This is a genomic window from Brevundimonas sp. 357 (genome assembly GCF_003938605.1).
Lineage (GTDB): Bacteria > Pseudomonadota > Alphaproteobacteria > Caulobacterales > Caulobacteraceae > Brevundimonas.
Map to the genome: position 1 here is coordinate 45807 of NZ_RHWX01000004.1, position 17558 is coordinate 63364.

A 17558-nucleotide genomic window follows, 5' to 3' on the forward strand; every position below is an offset into this window, starting at 1 on the left:
TCTTCTCGTGGGAGGAACTGTTCGCGCGGCGTTTTGAGATCGATGCTTCTGGCTAACCGCTCTGTAGCCCATCATCTTCGACGCCTTGCCTTTTTCGGCCGTTTCGCCTACATGCGCGGCGCACTTCGCACGTGGGCGTGGCGCGGCCCGGGGAGACATCCCGGTCTGCACCGTTCCGAGGGATCAGCCGGTCCTTTTAACCGCCCGCGCTAGGTTTGATCGGAAAAAGGAAAAGACGATCATGGCTCTGCCTGAATTCTCGATGCGTACGCTGCTGGAAGCCGGCGCTCACTTCGGCCACCAGACGCACCGCTGGAACCCGAAGATGGACCGCTACATCTTCGGTTCGCGCTCGAACATCCACATCATCGACCTGTCGCAGACGATGCCGCTGTTCCACCAGGCTCTGGTGGCTGTGCGCGACGTCGCCGCCAAGGGCGGCCGCGTCCTGTTCGTCGGCACCAAGCGCCAGGCCGCCGGCCCGGTGGCTGAAGCCGCCACGCGCTGCGCCCAGTACTACATGAACAACCGCTGGCTCGGCGGCACGCTGACCAACTGGCGCACCGTTTCGGGCTCGATCGCTCGCCTGCGCGAGCTGGAAACCATCGTCGGCGCCGGCGGTGAAGGCCGTAACAAGAAAGAGCTGCTGACCCTGCAGCGCGAGAAGGACCGTCTGGAACTGTCGCTGGGCGGCATCAAGGACATGGGTTCGGTGCCGGACATCATGTTCGTGATCGACACCAACAAGGAAGCGATCGCGATCCAGGAAGCCCGCAAGCTGAACATCCCGATCATCGCCATCCTGGACACCAACTCGGACCCGGACGGCATCACCTATCCGGTTCCGGGCAACGATGACGCCGCTCGCGCCATCCAGACCTATTGCGATCTGATCGCTGACGCCGTTCTGGACGGCCTGGCCGCCGGCGCCGCCGCTCAGGGCATCGACCTGGGCGCTTCGGAAGCTCCGGTCGAGCCGGCTCTGCGTGAAGCCGCCGTGGTTGAAGCCGAAGCCGCTCCGGCCGGCGCTGAAGGCGCAGCTGAAGAGCTGGTCGCCGCCGAGGCCGAGAAGGTCGAGGGCTGAGACTGACGTTCCGGCGCCGCCGCGCGCCGGACCGACGTCAACTTGACATGCGGCCGGGCTAAACAGTCCGGCCGCCCATTTTGAATTTCAGGAGAAGAACATGGCCGAGATCACTGCCGCCCTTGTGAAGGAGCTTCGCGAGCGTTCGGGCGTCGGCATGATGGACTGCAAGAAGGCGCTGGTTGAGACCAACGGCGACATCGACGCGGCTATCGACTGGCTGCGCGCCAAGGGCCTGTCCAAGGCCGCCAAGAAAGCCGACCGTGTCGCCGCCGAGGGCCTGGTGGCCGTCGCCGTGCGTGAAGACGGCAAGGGCGAAGTCGCCTCGGCCATCGAGTTCAACGCCGAAACCGATTTCGTGGCCCGCAATGACCTGTTCCAGGCTGCGGCCAAGGAATTCGCCCAGCTGGGCCTGCACCACGACGGCGTCGACGCCATCCACGGCGCGACCCTGGAAAACGGCAAGAGCGTTCAGGACGAAGTCACCAACCTGATCGCCACCATCGGCGAAAACATGCAGCTGCGTCGTGCGGCTCGCCTGTCGGTCGATGAGGGCGTGGTTTCGACCTACGTTCACAACGCTGTCTCGCCCAGCGTAGGCCGTATCGGCGTGCTGGTCGCCCTGGAAGGCGCCGGCGACAAGGAGGCCCTGCGTGAAGTGGGCCGTAAGATCGCCATGCACGTGGCGGCCACGGCTCCGCTGGCGCTGGACACCTCGGACCTGGACCCGGCCGCGATCGAAAAAGAACGCGCCGTCCTGATCGAGAAGGCCAAGGAAGAAGGCCGTCCGGAAAACATGATCGAAAAGATCGTGGAAGGTCAGATCAACAAGTTCCAGAAGGACGTGGTGCTGTCCAAGCAGCCGTTCGTCATGGATCCTGACGTGACCATCGAGCAACTGGTCGCCAACACCGGCAAGGAACTGGGTTCCACGCTGAAGCTGGCCGGCTTCGTCCGTCTGGCCCTGGGTGAAGGCGTCGAGAAGGTCGAAACCCCCGACTTCGCGTCGGAAGTCGCCTCGATGACGGGCGGCAACTAACTCGAAACATCTTCCCGAAAGGGAAGAAATTTCAAAAGGGCGCGTTCGGCTTTGATGGCCGGCGCGCCCTTCGTCTATGATGAGCCGCCGATTCACCTCGCGCGGATGCGTAACCCCTGTATCCACGGACCCATGCCCATGCCTGACGCCCCCTCCGAGTTTCGTTACAAGCGCGTGCTGCTGAAGGTCTCGGGCGAAGTCCTGATGGGCGATCAGTCCTACGGCATCGACATGAAGACGGTGGACGTGGTCGCGGCCGCGGTCGCCGCTGTGGCGCGTCAGGGGGTTGAAATCTGTCTGGTCATCGGCGGGGGCAACATCTTCCGCGGCCTGTCCAAGGCGGCGGCCGGCATGGATCGCGCCAACGCCGATTACATGGGCATGTTGGCGACCATCATGAACGCCTTGGCCATGCAGGGCGCGCTCGAGAAGATCGGCGTCGATACACGGGTCCAGAGTGCGATCCCGATGGCCGCCATCGCCGAACCCTACATCCGCCGTCGCGCGATGCGGCATCTGGAAAAGGGCCGCGTGGTGATCTTCGCCGCCGGGGTGGGCGCGCCCTTCTTTACCACGGACTCCGGCGCGGCGTTGCGCGCTGCCGAGATGGGCTGCGACGCCCTGCTGAAAGGCACCAGCGTCGACGGCGTCTATACCGCCGATCCGAAGAAAGACCCCACGGCCACGCGTTATGAGACGCTGACCTATCAGGAGGTTCTGGCCAAGGACTTGCGCGTCATGGACGCCTCGGCCATCGCCCTGATGCGAGACAGCGGCATTCCGATCGTCGTCTTCTCGATCCGCGAGGAAGGATCGATTCAGAAGGCGCTGACGGGAGAGGGCACCTTCACCGTCATCACCAACAAAGCCGCCTGAGCGGCTTCGTCATCAAACGACAGGACCAAGGACACACGTCATGGCCAAACCCGATCTCAAGACTTTCCGCGACCGGATGGACAAGTCCGTCGCCGCCCTGAAGGACGACTACGCCGGCCTGCGTACCGGCCGCGCCAACGCCGGTCTGCTGGAGCCGGTCGTGGTTGAGGCCTATGGCGCAACCTCGCCGCTGACCGCCGTGGCCGCGATCAGCGTGCCGGAGCCGCGCATGATCTCGGTCAGCGTCTGGGACAAGGGGATGGTGGTTTCGGTCGAGAAGGCCATCCGTTCGGCGGGCCTGGGCCTGAACCCGGTCGTCGACGGTCAGACGCTGCGTATTCCGATCCCGCCGCTGACCGAAGAGCGCCGCAAGGATCTGGCCAAGCTGGCCGGCAAATACGCCGAGGACAAGAAGATCGCCGTGCGAAACGTGCGCCGCGACGCCAACGACGAGCTGAAGAAGGCTGAAAAGGCCGGTGAGATCAGCCAGGATGATCAGAAGAAGATGGAGGCCGAGGTCCAGAAGGACACCGACGCGGCCATCAAGCGCATCGATGAGACCTTGAAGGCCAAGGAAGTCGAGATCATGCAGGTCTGACGCGGTCGGATCTGCTCAGGAAGGACTCCCCACATGTCGGCCCAGACCGCCGCTACGCCTCTTGAAAAGGGGCCACGTCACGTCGCCCTGATCATGGACGGTAACGGCCGCTGGGCGCAGAGTCGGGGCTTGCCTCGTGCTGTCGGTCACCGCGAGGGCGTTCAGGCTTTGCGCCGCACGATCAAGGCGGCGCCGGAACTGGGCGTGCGCTGCCTGACGGTTTTCGGCTTTTCAACCGAGAACTGGAACCGTCCGGCGGACGAGGTTTCCGATCTGATGGGCCTGGTGCGCGCCTTCGTCGGCAGCGACCTGAACCGGCTGGACGCTGCGGGCGTGCGGGTGAAGGTGCTGGGTCGTCGCAAGGGTTTGCCGGACGACATCGCCGCCATCGTCGCTCGAGCCGAGTCCCAGACGGCGGGCAATGAAAAATTCCTGCTGCAGGTGGCTTTCAACTATGGGGGCCGCGCTGACCTGGTGGACGCCGCTCAGCGCTTGGTGGACCAGGCCAGGGCGGGGCAGGCGATCGAGGTCGATGAGGGGGCGCTGGGCGCGGGTCTGTCCACCGCGGGCGCCCCGCCTGTTGATCTGATCGTGCGGACTTCGGGCGAGCAACGGCTTTCGAACTTCCTCCTATGGGAGGCGGCCTATGCTGAACTGGTCTTCCAGGACATTCTGTGGCCGGACTATGGGGCGGAGGCCCTGGCGGATGCGATCGCCCAGTTCGGTAATCGTGATCGTCGCTACGGTGGTCGTGAAACAGTAAACGCCTCTTATGGCGAGGCGGTGAGCTGACATGGCGTTGAAGCCTAGGGATATCGCTCTGCGCGCGGCGTCAGCCGTAGTGTTGGCGCCGGCGGCGGTGCTGGCGACCTGGGCGGGCGGCGGCTGGTTCTGCGCCCTCGTCGTTGTGGCGGCGGTCCTGTTGGCGTTCGAATGGGCGCGGATGAGCGCTCCTGCTCTGTGGCGCTCGGTCGGCACGGGTGTCGCCCTGGCGCTGATCGTCGCCATCATTGCAGCGCATGTCGGACAGATTTCCCTAGCGTTGATCCTTATGGTGTTCGGCGCTCTGGCCTCGGGACTTTTTGCGCGGACGCGCGGAGAGTCGGCGCTGGATGCGGCCTATGGGGTGCTCTACCTCGGCTGGCCCTGCATCCTGCTGATCTGGCTGCGTGATCTGAACGAGGTTCAGGGGCTGTACTGGACCGTGCTGGTTTTCGCCGTCGCCTGGTCGGCGGACATTCTGGCCTATCTGGTCGGCAGCGCCGTGGGCGGGCCGAAGTTGTGGCCGCGCTTTTCGCCCAACAAGACATGGTCCGGATTCATTGGAGGCCTGTTAGCCGGAATGATCGCGGGTGCGGCCATGGCCGGTTGGTTCGACATGGGGCGTCTGAACCTGTTCTGGGGAGGGATGCTCGGTCTGGCCGCCGCCCTGGCCACGATGGGGGGAGATTTGTGGGAATCGGCGCTGAAACGGCGCTTCGGGGTCAAGGATGCGGGTAATATCATTCCGGGACACGGGGGGCTTCTGGACCGTGTCGACGGCTTGATGTTCGCCGTGGTCGTCGTGGCGGCGGGGCGTGTGATCGTTCTTTTGCTGGAGCGCGCGGCATGATCACGCGCCGTGTCACGATTCTGGGCTCGACCGGCTCGGTTGGTTCCTCGACGCTGGAACTGATGGAGCAAGCTCAAGCTGCTGGTTCCGGACGGTTCGAGGTCGTGGCGTTGACCGGCGGCGCCAATATCGCACGTCTGGCTGAACAGGCGCGCTGCTGGCGGCCGCGTATCGCCGTAACGGCCGATCCGGCTCGCCTGAACGAACTGCGCGAGGCTTTGGCGGGGACCGGTGTCGAGGCTGCGGCGGGGCCGGAAGCCATTGTCGAGGCGGCCGTACGGCCTGCCGACTGGATCATGGCCTCCATCGTCGGAGCGGCGGGTTTGCGTTCAGCCTGGGCGGCGGCGGGGACGGGCGCGACGCTGGCCCTCGCCAACAAGGAAAGCCTGGTCTGCTGCGGTCCGGCGCTGATCGAGCGGGTCAAGAGCAGCGGCGGGCGACTAATTCCGGTCGATTCCGAACACTCGGCCATCTTCCAGGTCTTTCCGGCAGGGGCGCCGGAGCGCGTGTCCAAATTGGTGCTGACCGCGTCGGGCGGACCGTTCCGCACCCTGCCGCGCACGGCCATGACGCGGATCACTCCCGAGCAGGCCGTGGCCCATCCGAACTGGAGCATGGGCGCAAAGATCTCGGTCGATAGCGCCACCATGGCCAACAAGGGGCTGGAACTGATCGAGGCCGCCTATCTGTTCGACATGCCGGGCGAGCGGATCGACGTGGTGGTCCATCCGGAATCGATCATCCACAGCCTTGTGGAATATGTGGATGGTTCAACCCTGGCCCAGATGGGTGCGCCGGACATGCGGACGCCGATCGCCTGCGCCCTGTCCTGGCCGGACCGTCTGGCCTGGCCGGCGCCCAAGCTGGACCTGGCGGCCCTGGAGCGACTGACGTTCGAGGCGCCGGACGAGGTACGCTTTCCGGCGCTGCGTCTGGCGCGCGAGGCGTTGGCGGCGGGCGGATCGGCTCCGATCATCTTCAACGCCGCCAATGAGGTGGCGGCCCTGGCTTTCCTTGACCGGCGGCTGGGCTTTCTCAATATTGCCGCAGTCGTCGCCGACACCCTTGAGAAGGCGGCGGGCGCGGGCGCGTCTTGCGGTTCCGACGATGCCTGCGATGCGGCCTTGGCCGTTGATGCGGAGGCGCGGCGGATCGCGGGCGATGTCATCGCCTCGCTGAATGTCGCGGCTTAAGGGCCGACAGGAGATACGAACGGAATGCTAGGCGTCATCAGCCAGGTTCTGACCTATGTCGTGCCGTTCCTGCTCGTGCTGACGCTTGTCGTGACAGTGCATGAACTCGGCCATTTCCTGACCGCGCGCGCCTTTGGCGTGAAGATGGATCGTTTCGCTATCGGTTTCGGCCGACCGATCTTCGCTCGTACGGACAAGCATGGCGTCGAATGGCGGATCGGCTGGTTGCCGCTGGGCGGATATGTGAAGTTCTCCGGTGATTTGGACGCCACGGGCGTGCCGGACCGGGCCGGGCTGGACGCCATGCGCAAGGAACTGGTCGCCACCCACGGGCCAGGCGCCGAGCGTGAGTATCTCTATTTCAAGCCTTTGTGGCAGCGCGCCCTGGTCGTGGCGGGCGGGCCGATCGCCAACTTCGTCCTGGCCGTCTTCATCTTCACTCTGTTGTTCAGCCTTGTGGGCGTCGAGCTGCGTCCGGCGCGGGTCATGCAGGTTCAGGCCGGATCGCCCGCCGCCGCCGCCGGGTTCCAGCAGGGGGATCTGATCACCCATGTTAACGGCAAGCTGATCAAGGACGGGGGCGAAGTGACGCGCGTCGTGGCTCTCAGCAGCGGCGATCCTGTTCAATTCACCGTGGAACGAGGCGGAGGGGCCGTGCAACTGACGGCGACGCCCGAGCGCCGGGTTGAGAATGATCCTATCGCAGGCCGGGTCACGGTGGGCCGGATCGGCCTGGCGATGGGCTCGACGCGCGAAGAAGTCCGCCACGTTCGCTACGGACCGATTGCGGCGGTGGGGCAGGGCGTCCGTGAAACCGGCACGATCCTGAACACTACCCTGACCTATATCGGGCGCATCTTCACCGGCCGTGAAAGCGGCGATCAGTTCAGCGGCCCGCTGGGCATCGCCAAGGCGTCAGGCGCCTTGACCAACGCCGCCGTGGCCGCGAATCCGGAGCCATGGGCCGTTGTTCGCAATCTGTTGCTGACGCTGACGAGCTTCGCCGCCATACTTTCGGTCGGAATCGGCTTTCTTAATCTGATGCCAATTCCGGTTCTGGATGGAGGGCATCTGCTGTTCTACGCCTATGAAGCCGTGGCGCGCCGCCCGATGGCGGCCAAGGTTCAGGAAGCGGGATACAGGGTCGGTCTTGCTTTGCTGGCGGGTTTGATGTTGTTCGCGACCTGGAACGATCTGCAGAAACTCAATCTCTTCAAATTCCTCGGCGGGCTCGTCTCGTGAGCCGACGCCAGCCCCCGATGGTATCCCGCATGAATCAAAACGACAGCCGCCCCATGACCCAGACCCGTGGCCGCATCTTCGGGGTCAGCGCCCTGGCCCTGACCTTCGCCGCCGGCCTGGCGAGCCCCGTTCTCGCGCAGGAGGCGCCGGCCCCGGCGACGGCTCAACAGACGCCTAACGTGGTGGTTCAGGAAGCCCCCCCGCAGGCTGACCGCGCCGTTGTCAATCGCATCGTGGTGCGCGGCAATCAGCGTATCGACCAGACTACGGTCCTGTCCTATCTGCCGATTCAACCAGGCGACACCATCGATGCGGTGACGATCGATGTGGCTGTGCGCACCTTGTCGCGAACAGGCCTGTTCGCCGACGTGCAGCTGGGATTGCAGGCCAACGGCGACCTGATCGTCGAGATCGCCGAGAACCCGATCATCAACCAGGTGACCTTCGAGGGTAACAAGGCTCTGGCTGAGAAGAAGCTGCGCGACGAAGTCACAATTCGCCCGCGCGGCATCTACACCCGTGCTCGGGTGCAGGAGGACGTTGGCAAGATCGTCGAACTGTACCGCCTGTCGGGCCGCATTTCCGCGACTGTCACGCCCAAGCTGGTGCAGCTGGATCAAAACCGCGTCGATGTGGTGTTCGAGATCGACGAAGGGCCTGAGACGGGCATTTCGGCGATCACCTTCCTGGGTAATCAGGCGTTCTCGGACAGCGATTTGGCCCAGATCATGGTGACGAAGCAGTCGTCGTGGTGGCGCCTGTTCAGCTCGAACGACAACTACGATCCGAACCGCCTGGACTACGACCGCGAACAACTGCGCAAATTCTATACGAACCGCGGCTATTATGACTTCCGCATCCTGTCATCCGTCGCCGAGCTGAAGCCGGACAACAGCGCCTTCGGCGTGACGGTGACTGTGGACGAGGGGGACCGTTACAACTTCGGCGAGATCAAGGTCGTCACCGAGAACGACCGTCTGAACGCCGACTTCCTGCAGCTTCTGCTGCCGATTCGTTCCGGCGATCTGTATGAGAGCGATCGCATCCAGGCGGCGGTCGACACCCTGACCTTCGCCGCTGGTTCGGCGGGCTACGCCTTCGTTGAAATCAATCCGTCCTATCGCGCGGATCCGGAGACGGACACGGTCAATGTGACCTTCAACGTGCGGGAGGGACAACGCGTTTACATCGACCGTATCAATGTGGTCGGCAACACGCGTACCTTGGACAGCGTCATCCGCCGCGAACTGATGGTGGGCGAGGGCGACGCCTTCAACCGCTCCCTGGTCGAACGCTCACGCAACAACCTGCGCGCCCTGGGCTTCTTTAAGGACGTCAAGATCGAAGAGACGCGCGGCAGCGCGCCGGATCGTTCGGTCGTCAACGTCACCGTCGAAGAGCAGCCCACCGGCGAACTGTCGGTCGGCGCGGGCTTCAGTTCGGTCGACTCCTTCGTGCTGAACCTGGGCATCACCGAGCGCAACTTCCGCGGCCGGGGCCAGAACGTCGTGGCGCGCGCCGAATGGGGCTCGCTGCGTCAGCAGATCGACTTCCGCTTCACTGAGCCAAAGTTCCTGGGGCGGGACGTTCGCGCGGGCTTTGACCTGTTCCACATGCGCTATGACCTGAGCAAATACTCGTCTTACGATTATCGTTCGACCGGCGGCGGGGTGCGCATCACCTATCCGTTGAACGGTTACGCCTCGTTCAGCGCGCGCTACTTCCTGAAGGACGACGAGGTCGTCATTCCGTTCGGCTACTGCAGCGGCGTCGGCGCCGGTTCATCGGCGCTATGCGACCAGGCGGGTTCGTTCATCAACTCATCGGCGGGCTATACACTGTTGGTGAATCGCCTGAACGACCCCGTCCGTCCGACGCGCGGCTGGACCGTCTCCTTGCGTCAGGACTTCGCCGGCATTGGCGGCGACGTGAACTATCTGAAGACCGAGGCCGACGCGTCCTGGTACTATGGCGTCCGGCCGAACTGGGTGGTCAGCGTTCAGGGGCAGACCGGTTATGTCAGCGGCTGGAACGGCGATCCGATCCGGATCAATGACCGTTTCTTCAAGGGCGGCAATACCTTCCGTGGCTTCGAGACGGCGGGCATGGGCGCGCGCGACCTGACCACCACTGACGCGCTGGGCGGAAACTTCTACGCCATCGGTACGGTCGAACTGACGGTTCCGAACATGCTGCCCGAAGAATACGGCATCAAGACTTCGCTGTTTGCGGACTTCGGTACGATCGGTATGTTGGACGACCGCTATCTGGTTGATCCGGCGACGGGGCAGCGTAATCCGAGGATCGTCGATGAGCTGTCCCTGCGCGCGGCTGCAGGTGTCAGCATCCACTGGCGTTCGCCCATGGGGCCGATCCGTTTCGACCTGTCGAAGGTTCTGTCCAAGGAAGACTACGACAAGACCGAGACCTTCCGTTTCTCGACCTCTACTCAGTTCTAACCGCGGCTTGATCGCCGCCACTAAGGCTTAGATTATGAAACTCATCGCTCTCGGCGCCTTCGCTCTCGCCTCTTTGACCGCATCGGCCGCTCTGGCTCAGACACAAGGCCCGGCCAACCCCGGCCCGGTGATCCCTGGCGTTTGCGTCTATTTCAACCAGCGGGTCTTGGCCCAGTCCACCGCCGGCCAGGCCGTCCAGACGCGCATGGAACAGTTGGCCCAGGAAGTTCAGGGCGAACTTCAGCCTTACGCCACCGCTATCCAGACCGAGGTCCAGGCCCTGCAACAAGGCGCAGCCACCATCCCGGCTGACCAGATGAACCAGCGCCGTCAGGCGCTGCAGCAACGCGTTCAGGAAGCCCAGCAACTGGAAGGCACGCGCGAAAACGAACTCCGTTACACTTTGGCTGAGCAGCGTCGGAAGATCTCGGAAGCGGTCGAGCCCCTGCTGGTCGCCGTCTATCAGGAGAAGGGCTGCGGCATCATGATCGACCGCGAGAGCGTCTTCATCCTGAACCCGGCCATGGACGTGACGGACACGGTCATCCAGCGCCTGAACGCCCAACTGCCGACGCTGAGCTTCAACCGCATGCCGGTTCCGGCCCAGCCGCAATCCTAAGGCGGGCCATGCCCGATCCGAGGTTTTTTGAGACCCTGTCGTCCCTGACGGTCGCCGCCCTCGCCGAGCACATCGGCGGGGAGGTGGTCCGGGGCGGCGAGGTCATCGTCTCGGCCGTCGCGCCCCTGTCCAGTGCGGACCGGGGCGCGATTGCGTTTCTGGGCGACCGCAAGTTTGCCGCAGCGCTAGCTGAGACGAAGGCCGGGTGCGTGATCGTACCGGCCTCGGCCGTGGATGCGGCGCCGGCTGACGCCGCCGTCATCGTCTCCGGAGAAGCGCAGGCCGCCTGGGCGCGGGCTTCGGCCCTGTTGCACCGACCGATCCGTCTGGATCGCGCCATCACCGCCGCCGAGGCCGCCGAGGACGACACGGTCGTGGTCGAGCCCGGCGCTATCCTGGGCGAGGGCGTCCGCATCGGTCGCGGCAGCCGCATCGGCGCCAACACGGTCATTGGGCCGGGCGTCCAGATCGGCCGCGACTGTCTGATCAGTTCCGGCGTCACCGTCGGCTTCGCCCTGCTGGGCGACCGGGTGAAGCTGCTGGCGGGCGCGCGGATCGGCGAGGCGGGCTTCGGCGCCGCTGGATCCAAGGCCGGACCGGTGGATATTCCGCAACTGGGCCGCGTCATCCTGCAGGACGGGGTGACGGTCGGGGCCAACTCCTGCATCGATCGCGGCGCCTATGACGACACCGTCATCGGCGAGAACACCAAGATCGATAATCTGGTCATGATCGGCCACAACTGCGTCATTGGCCGCAACAATCTGATGGCGGCGCACACCGGCATCTCGGGCTCGGTCACCAGCGGCGACAACTGCATCTTCGGCGGCCGGGCGGGCGTGGGCGACCACATCACCATCGGCGAAGGCGCGCGCGTCGCGGCCGGCGGCGGCGTGTTGGCTGACATTCCGCCGGGCGAGATCTGGTCCGGCTATCCCGCCAAGCCCCTGCGCCAATTCTTGCGCGAGACGGTGTGGCTGTCCAAACAGGCGTCCCAGAAGAAGGGCGCGAAGGAAGTGAAAGAATGAGCGAAGACAACAAGATCGACTATGCCGAGGTGATGCGTCGCCTGCCGCACCGCTATCCCTTCCTGCTGGTCGACAAGGCCGAGGATTTTGTGGCGGCGACCTCGATCGTCGGCATCAAGAACGTCACTCACAACGAACCCTTCTTCCCCGGTCACTTCCCGATCGACCCGGTCATGCCCGGCGTGCTGATCGTCGAGGCCATGGCCCAGACGGGCGCCCTGCTGATGTCCAAGTCGCTGGACGTGGCGGTGGCCGACAAGGTCATCATGTTCATGTCGATCGACGGCGTGCGCTTCCGCAAGCCCGCCCGCCCGGGCGACCAGCTGCGCATGGAGGTCAAGGTGATCAAGGCGCGCGGCGATGCCTATAAGTTCCGCGGCGAGACCTTCATCGACGGCAAGCTGGCGGCTGAGGCCGAGTTCATGGCCATGGTCGTGACCGTGGCGGAGCCTGCCCAGTGACCATCCACCCGACCGCCGTCGTCGACGCCTCGGCGACCCTGGCGGACGGCGTCGAGATCGGCCCGTTCTGCACCGTCGGGCCGGGCGTGGCGCTGGCCTCCGGCGTGCGTCTGGTCAGCCATGTGGTGATCCAGCAGGACACCAGCGTCGGCGCGAACACGACGATCCACCCCTTCGCCGTCATCGGCGGCGATCCGCAGCACGGCGGATACAAGGGCGAGCAGGTGCGGCTGGAGATCGGCGAGAACAACCTGATCCGCGAGCACTGCACCTTCAACCGGGGCACGCCTCAAGGAACGGGCGTCACTCGCGTCGGCTCGAACAACCTGTTCATGACCGGCGCCCACGTCGGCCACGACTGCGTGGTCGGCGACAGCGTCACCATGGCCAACAACGCCACCCTGGGCGGTCACGTCCATGTCGGCGACAGGGTGTTCCTCGGCGGCCTGTGCGCTATCCACCAGAACGGCCGGGTGGGGCAGGGCGCCATCGTCGGCGGTCTGGCCGCCGTGACGCGCGACGTCATCCCTTACGGCTCGGTTTGGGGCAATCACGCCAGCCTGCACGGCCTCAACCTGATCGGGCTGAAGCGCAAGGGTTACGGCAAGGACGCGGTGCGCCGCCTGTTGGCTGCCTATCGCGACCTGTTCGAGGGCGAAGGCGTCTTCGCCGAGCGTCTGGACCGGATGGAGCAGGCCTACGCCGACCTGCCCGAGATCATGGAGATCACGTCATTCATCCGTGACGGCGGCAAGCGCCCGCTGTGCCTGCCGGACGCGGAATGACGACCGCGCCCAAGCTGGCCCTGATCGCGGGTTCAGGCGATCTGCCCATCCGCGTCGCCCAGCGCTGCGAGGCCGAGGGGCGCGAGGTCTTCATCATCCGCCTGAAGGGCTTCGCCGACGCCCACCTGCACCGCTGGCCGGGGCAGGACTTCGGCATGGCCGAGATCGGCAGGATCGTGAAGGCCATGCGCGCCGAAGGCTGCCGCGCGGTCTGTCTGGCGGGCTACGTCAACCGCCCGGACTTCAAGACGTTGAAGCCCGATCTGAAGGGCGCGTCCCTGCTGCCCGGCATTATCGCGGCGGCGTCCAAGGGCGACGACGCCCTGCTGCGCAAGATCCTGTCGGTGTTCGAGGATGAAGGTTTTGCCGTCGAAGGCGCAGACGACATTTTGGGCGGCGAGATGCTGGCGGCGGGCGCGCTGGGCCGCGTGACGCCGACCGACGAGCAGCTGGCAGACCTGAAGAAGGCGCTGCACGTCGCTGAAAAATCAGGCGAACTGGATATCGGTCAAGGCGCGGTCGTCTGCGACGGCCTCGTGCTGGCGGTCGAGGCGCAGGAAGGCACGGACGAGATGCTGCGGCGCGTGGCGGGCCTGCCGGCCGACCTGCGCGGTTCGCCCGGCTTTGCGCGCGGCGCGCTGGGCAAGGCGCCCAAGCCGATCCAGGATCTGCGCGTCGACATGCCCGTTATCGGACCAACGACGGTCGAACTGGCCGCCGCTGCGGGTCTGGCCGGGATCGGCGGGTTCGAGGGACGGCTGATCGTCATCGACCACGCAGGTCTGGTCGAGGCGGCCGACCGTTTGGGCCTGTTCGTCTGGGGAGAGCCGCGATGAGCCGTCCGTTGAAGGTCATGCTGGTGGCGGCCGAGGCGTCGGGCGATGCGCTGGGCGCCGGGCTGGCGCGGGCGTTGAAGGCGCGGCTGGGCAAGGACGTGGTCTTCGTCGGCGTGGGCGGCCCCAAGATGGCGGCCGAGGGAGTCGCCAGTCCCTTCGATATCGCTGAACTGTCGATCCTGGGCTGGATCGAGGGCCTTAAGGCCTATGGCCGGGTCAGGAAGCGGGTGGCCGAGACGGCGGCGCTGGCGGCGGCGGAAAAGCCGGACGCCGTAGTGCTGATCGACAGCTGGGGCTTCACCATCCGCGTGGCCCAGGCGATCCGCGCGGCCTCGCCGAAGACGCCGCTGATCAAATACGTCGGACCGCAGGTCTGGGCTTCGCGGCCGGGCCGGGCCAAGACGCTGGCGGGCGCGGTGGATCACCTGTTGGCCCTCTATGCGCTGGATGCGCCGTGGTTCGAGAAGGCGGGTCTGCCGACGACGGTTGTGGGGTCTCAGGCGCTGCACGTCGACATGGCGGGGGCCGACGGCGCCCGTTTTCGCGCGGCGCGCGGGATTGCGGCGGACGCGCCGCTGCTGCTGGTCCTGCCGGGCAGCCGCCCCAGCGAGATCACGCGCATGACGCCTGTCTATGAGCAGGCGGTCAAACAACTGAAGGCCCAGATTCCGGGGCTGGAGGTGGCCGTCGTCGCGGCGGGCACGGTGGCCGCCGATGTGGCGGGCCGGGTCGCCGCCTGGCCGTTCCGCGCCCATGTCGTGCAGGAAGCCGACAAGTACGACGCCATGAAGGCCGCCAACGCCGCCCTGGCGACCAGCGGCACGGTCTCGACCGAACTGGCGCTGGCGGGCGCGCCGATGGTCATCGCCTATAAGATCGACGGGTTGAGCTACGCCCTGATGAAGCGGCTGGTGACGGCCAAGCACATCACCCTGTTCAACATCGCCGCCGACGAAGCCATCGCGCCGGAGTTCATCCAGCATGAGGCGACGCCGCAGGCTTTGGCGAAAGCGGTCGGGCGGCTGCTGGCCGATCCCGAGGCGGCGGCCGATCAGGCGCGTCGCCAGACCGAGGCGCTGAATCTGATGGGGCGCGGCGGGCCGGACCCGTCGGAACTGGCGGCCGATGCCGTGCTACGGGTGATCGCGGCGAAGGCGGGCTGATCCCCACACCCCGCTCATTCCGGCATCCGCCGGGATGAGCGGTAAGTGGGAAGCTTAGGCCAGCAAGGCTCGCGTGGCCGCTTCGACATCCGCCTGACGCATCAGGCTTTCGCCAACCAGCAGGGCGCGGGCGCCGGCGTCGGTCACGCGCGCTACGTCCTGCGGCGTGAACAGGCCGCTTTCGGCGACCAGCAGGGCGCTCTCGGGGCTCCGCGCCGCCAGTTGCTCCGTCGTCGCCAGATCGACCTCGAAGGTGCGCAGCGAGCGGTTGTTGACGCCGATCAGGGCGTCGTCGCGGCCTTGAACCAGCCGGGCGGCGCGCGCCATTTCGTCCGTGTCGTGCGTCTCGATCAGGGCGTCCATGCCCCAGCGGGTCGTCTCAGCCAGCAGGTCTGCGGCCAGGGCGTCGTCCACCATGTCCATGATGATCAGGATGCAATCGGCGCCCAACGCCCGGCTCTCGGCCACTTGCCACGGATCGACCAGGAAGTCCTTGCGCAGGCAGGGCAGGGCGACCGCCGCGCGCGCGGTCGTCAGATAGGCGTCGTCACCCTGAAAACTGGGGCCGTCGGTCAGGACGGAGAGGCAGGAGGCCCCGCCGCGCTCATAGGCTTGAGCGAGGGCGGGCGGGTCGAAGTCGGCGCGGATCAGACCCTTGGACGGGCTGGCCTTCTTGATCTCGGCGATCAGGGCCGGGCGGCCGGTTTCGGAGAAACGGTCAGCCAGGGCGGCGCGGAAGCCGCGCGGAGCGGAGGCCTCGCGGGCGCGGGCCTCGATGGCGTCTAGCGAAACGGCGGCCTTGCGGGCGGCGACATCCTCGCGCTTGTAGGCGGCGATGCGGTCCAGAACGTCGCTCATCAGGCGTCCTCGTCTTCGATCGGCGCGTGGGAGACGCGCACCAGTTCAGCCAGGGCGGCGGCGGCGCGGCCGTCGTCGATGACGGCCGCGGCCAGTTCGGCGCCCGATTTCAGGTCTTCGGCCCGTCCGGCCACCACCAGGGCGGCGGCGGCGTTCAGCAGGACGATGTCGCGGTAGGGCCCGCGCTCGCCCGCCAGCAGGGCGGTCAGGGCGGCGGCGTTATGATCGGCGTCGCCGCCGCGCAGGTCGTCCATCGTCGCCAGCGGCAGGCCGGCGTCGGCGGGCGTGACGGTGAAGCGGCGCACGGCGCCGTCCTTCCATTCGGCCACCTCGGTGGGGCCTGTGGTGGTCAGTTCGTCCAGACCCTGACCGTTGACGGTCCAGGCTCGCTTGGCGCCCAGTCGGCCCAGCACTTCAGCTAGCGGCTCCAGCAGGGCCGGGTCATAGACGCCCATGACCTGATGCGTCGCGCCCGCCGGATTGCAAAGCGGCCCCAGCAGGTTGAACACGGTGCGGAAGCCGATCTCGCCGCGCACCGGCCCGACGTGGCGCATGGCCCCGTGGTAGGTCGGGGCGAACAGGAAGGCGATGCCCGCCTGATCCAGCGCCCGCGCCTGCTGGGCGGGCGTGGCGTCCAGATTGACGCCCAGCGCGGCCAGAACGTCGGACGAGCCGGACTTGGAGCTGACGGCGCGGTTGCCGTGCTTGGCGACCTTCAGCCCCGCGCCCGCCAGGACGAAGGAGGCCGCCGTCGAGACGTTGTAGGTGTGCCGGCCGTCGCCGCCGGTGCCGCAGGTGTCGATGACCTGTTCGAACGGGTGATCCAGAGACCGGGCGGCGTCGCGCATGGCGCTGGCGAAGGCGACGATCTCGTCCACCGTCTCGCCTCGGATGCGCAGGGCCGTCACGGCGGCCGCGACCTGTGACGGGGTCGGTTCGCCGCGCAGGCAGGCGGAGAAGAAGGCCTTGGCCTCATCCAGGTTCAGCACCTGTCCGTCGACCAGCTTGGCCAGCAGAGGCTTGATGCTGTCCATCAGATGGTCGCCAATCGTTTGACGCCCGCCAGGTCGAGGAAGTTGGCGATCATCGCGTGGCCGTGCTGGGTGGCGATGGATTCCGGGTGGAACTGGACGCCGTGGATCGGTCGGGTGCGATGCGATAGGCCCATGATCTCGCCGTCCTCGGTCCAGGCGGTGACTTCCAGCACGTCGGGCAAGGTCTCGCGGCGCACGGCCAGCGAGTGATAGCGCGTCGCCGTAAACGGCGAGGGCAGGCCGCCGAACACGCCGCGTCCTTCGTGCAGGATGGGCGAGGTCTTGCCGTGCATCAGGGTCTTGGCGCGAACCACTTCGCCGCCGAAGGCCTGGCCGATCGACTGGTGCCCCAGGCAGACGCCGAAGATGGGCATGGTTTCGGCGGCCGTCTCGATCAGCGACAGGCAGATGCCCGCCTGATCGGGCGCGCAGGGGCCGGGGGACAACAAAACGGCCTCGGGCTTCAGCGCCCAGGCCTCTTCGACGGTCAGGTCGTCGTTGCGGACGACGTGCGTCTGGGCGCCCAGCTCCGCGAGGTAGTGGACGAGGTTGTAGGTGAAGCTGTCGTAGTTATCGACGACGAGGATCATGGCGAAGGCTTCTTGGTACGGGGAGGCAGGGCGGTCCCAACATGGAAGGCAAGCGGGCCGATTGAAAGCGGACGTTAAGCT

18 protein-coding genes are annotated in these 17558 nt (G+C 66.1%); 15 read left to right on the forward strand and 3 right to left on the reverse strand.

Features of this window, described 5'->3' with window-relative positions; all coding sequences use genetic code 11:
* Positions 1-241: 241 nt before the first annotated feature.
* The 15 genes from rpsB (at position 242) to lpxB (ending at position 14995) form a co-directional block, all read left to right on the forward strand.
* Positions 242-1084, forward strand: a complete 843-nt coding sequence (gene rpsB, locus EGK63_RS04740) for a 30S ribosomal protein S2 (RefSeq protein WP_125900160.1) — start codon at positions 242-244, stop codon at positions 1082-1084.
* 100 nt (positions 1085-1184) lie between these two features.
* Positions 1185-2123, forward strand: coding sequence for a translation elongation factor Ts (gene tsf, locus EGK63_RS04745; RefSeq protein WP_125900161.1), 939 nt, complete (start codon positions 1185-1187; stop codon positions 2121-2123).
* Positions 2124-2261: 138 nt separating this feature from the next.
* Positions 2262-2999 carry a UMP kinase gene (gene pyrH, locus EGK63_RS04750; protein ID WP_125900162.1) on the forward strand — a complete coding sequence of 246 codons (738 nt, stop codon included), beginning with the start codon at positions 2262-2264 and terminating at the stop codon, positions 2997-2999.
* 40 nt (positions 3000-3039) lie between these two features.
* A complete protein-coding gene (gene frr / locus EGK63_RS04755) occupies positions 3040-3597 on the forward strand; it encodes a ribosome recycling factor (RefSeq protein WP_125900163.1) in 558 nt (185 codons plus the stop codon).
* Between the two features lie 33 nt (positions 3598-3630).
* Positions 3631-4389, forward strand: coding sequence for a polyprenyl diphosphate synthase (gene uppS, locus EGK63_RS04760; RefSeq protein ID WP_125900164.1), 759 nt, complete (start codon positions 3631-3633; stop codon positions 4387-4389).
* Between the two features lies 1 nt (position 4390).
* Positions 4391-5209, forward strand: a complete 819-nt coding sequence (locus EGK63_RS04765; protein WP_125900165.1) for a phosphatidate cytidylyltransferase — start codon at positions 4391-4393, stop codon at positions 5207-5209.
* Complete coding sequence (dxr, locus tag EGK63_RS04770) at positions 5206-6402, forward strand: 1-deoxy-D-xylulose-5-phosphate reductoisomerase (protein ID WP_125900166.1); 1197 nt, start codon at positions 5206-5208, stop codon at positions 6400-6402. The genes EGK63_RS04765 and dxr overlap by 4 nt, the downstream gene beginning before the upstream one ends.
* A gap of 24 nt (positions 6403-6426) precedes the next feature.
* The gene (locus tag EGK63_RS04775; RefSeq protein WP_125900167.1) at positions 6427-7644 is read left to right on the forward strand and encodes an RIP metalloprotease; all 1218 of its coding nucleotides are present in this window, start codon (positions 6427-6429) and stop codon (positions 7642-7644) included.
* 53 nt (positions 7645-7697) lie between these two features.
* On the forward strand, positions 7698-10103 hold the full coding sequence (gene bamA / locus EGK63_RS04780) for an outer membrane protein assembly factor BamA (protein WP_243637577.1): 2406 nt from the start codon (positions 7698-7700) through the stop codon (positions 10101-10103).
* A gap of 34 nt (positions 10104-10137) precedes the next feature.
* Positions 10138-10722: an OmpH family outer membrane protein gene (locus EGK63_RS04785; RefSeq protein ID WP_125900169.1), complete on the forward strand. Its 585-nt coding sequence runs from the start codon at positions 10138-10140 to the stop codon at positions 10720-10722.
* An 8-nt stretch (positions 10723-10730) separates the two neighbouring features.
* Positions 10731-11750 carry a UDP-3-O-(3-hydroxymyristoyl)glucosamine N-acyltransferase gene (gene lpxD, locus EGK63_RS04790; protein ID WP_125900170.1) on the forward strand — a complete coding sequence of 340 codons (1020 nt, stop codon included), beginning with the start codon at positions 10731-10733 and terminating at the stop codon, positions 11748-11750.
* Positions 11747-12211, forward strand: coding sequence for a 3-hydroxyacyl-ACP dehydratase FabZ (fabZ, locus tag EGK63_RS04795; protein ID WP_121483203.1), 465 nt, complete (start codon positions 11747-11749; stop codon positions 12209-12211). The genes lpxD and fabZ overlap by 4 nt, the downstream gene beginning before the upstream one ends.
* Positions 12208-12996, forward strand: coding sequence for an acyl-ACP--UDP-N-acetylglucosamine O-acyltransferase (lpxA, locus tag EGK63_RS04800; protein WP_125900171.1), 789 nt, complete (start codon positions 12208-12210; stop codon positions 12994-12996). The genes fabZ and lpxA overlap by 4 nt, the downstream gene beginning before the upstream one ends.
* Entirely contained in the window at positions 12993-13832 is an 840-nt protein-coding gene (locus tag EGK63_RS04805; RefSeq protein WP_125900172.1) for an LpxI family protein, read from the forward strand. Before lpxA ends, EGK63_RS04805 begins: the two co-directional genes overlap by 4 nt.
* Entirely contained in the window at positions 13829-14995 is a 1167-nt protein-coding gene (lpxB, locus tag EGK63_RS04810; protein WP_125900173.1) for a lipid-A-disaccharide synthase, read from the forward strand. Before EGK63_RS04805 ends, lpxB begins: the two co-directional genes overlap by 4 nt.
* Positions 14996-15049: 54 nt before the next feature.
* On the opposite strand, the gene trpC is transcribed toward lpxB, so the two are convergent.
* Genes trpC through EGK63_RS04825 form a run of 3 tightly spaced genes read right to left on the reverse strand, consistent with a single transcriptional unit; the run spans position 15050 to position 17477 of the window.
* Entirely contained in the window at positions 15050-15853 is an 804-nt protein-coding gene (gene trpC / locus EGK63_RS04815; RefSeq protein ID WP_125900174.1) for an indole-3-glycerol phosphate synthase TrpC, read from the reverse strand.
* Positions 15853-16890: an anthranilate phosphoribosyltransferase gene (trpD, locus tag EGK63_RS04820; RefSeq protein ID WP_243637588.1), complete on the reverse strand. Its 1038-nt coding sequence runs from the start codon at positions 16888-16890 to the stop codon at positions 15853-15855. The genes trpC and trpD overlap by 1 nt, the downstream gene beginning before the upstream one ends.
* Positions 16887-17477: an aminodeoxychorismate/anthranilate synthase component II gene (locus EGK63_RS04825; RefSeq protein WP_125900176.1), complete on the reverse strand. Its 591-nt coding sequence runs from the start codon at positions 17475-17477 to the stop codon at positions 16887-16889. The genes trpD and EGK63_RS04825 overlap by 4 nt, the downstream gene beginning before the upstream one ends.
* Positions 17478-17558 lie beyond the last annotated feature (81 nt).

Bases quoted from the DNA above. Each gene is read 5' to 3' on its own strand.
- EGK63_RS04785 (WP_125900169.1), top strand. From the start codon at position 10,138: ATGAAACTCATCGCTCTCGGCGCCTTCGCTCTCGCCTCTTTGACCGCA.
- EGK63_RS04765 (WP_125900165.1), top strand. From the start codon at position 4,391: ATGGCGTTGAAGCCTAGGGATATCGCTCTGCGCGCGGCGTCAGCCGTA.
- EGK63_RS04775 (WP_125900167.1), top strand. From the start codon at position 6,427: ATGCTAGGCGTCATCAGCCAGGTTCTGACCTATGTCGTGCCGTTCCTG.
- pyrH (WP_125900162.1), top strand. From the start codon at position 2,262: ATGCCTGACGCCCCCTCCGAGTTTCGTTACAAGCGCGTGCTGCTGAAG.
- uppS (WP_125900164.1), top strand. From the start codon at position 3,631: ATGTCGGCCCAGACCGCCGCTACGCCTCTTGAAAAGGGGCCACGTCAC.
- lpxB (WP_125900173.1), top strand. From the start codon at position 13,829: ATGAGCCGTCCGTTGAAGGTCATGCTGGTGGCGGCCGAGGCGTCGGGC.
- rpsB (WP_125900160.1), top strand. From the start codon at position 242: ATGGCTCTGCCTGAATTCTCGATGCGTACGCTGCTGGAAGCCGGCGCT.
- dxr (WP_125900166.1), top strand. From the start codon at position 5,206: ATGATCACGCGCCGTGTCACGATTCTGGGCTCGACCGGCTCGGTTGGT.
- EGK63_RS04805 (WP_125900172.1), top strand. From the start codon at position 12,993: ATGACGACCGCGCCCAAGCTGGCCCTGATCGCGGGTTCAGGCGATCTG.
- frr (WP_125900163.1), top strand. From the start codon at position 3,040: ATGGCCAAACCCGATCTCAAGACTTTCCGCGACCGGATGGACAAGTCC.
- tsf (WP_125900161.1), top strand. From the start codon at position 1,185: ATGGCCGAGATCACTGCCGCCCTTGTGAAGGAGCTTCGCGAGCGTTCG.
- trpC (WP_125900174.1), bottom strand. From the start codon at position 15,853: ATGAGCGACGTTCTGGACCGCATCGCCGCCTACAAGCGCGAGGATGTC.
- EGK63_RS04825 (WP_125900176.1), bottom strand. From the start codon at position 17,477: ATGATCCTCGTCGTCGATAACTACGACAGCTTCACCTACAACCTCGTC.
- bamA (WP_243637577.1), top strand. From the start codon at position 7,698: ATGACCCAGACCCGTGGCCGCATCTTCGGGGTCAGCGCCCTGGCCCTG.
- lpxD (WP_125900170.1), top strand. From the start codon at position 10,731: ATGCCCGATCCGAGGTTTTTTGAGACCCTGTCGTCCCTGACGGTCGCC.
- fabZ (WP_121483203.1), top strand. From the start codon at position 11,747: ATGAGCGAAGACAACAAGATCGACTATGCCGAGGTGATGCGTCGCCTG.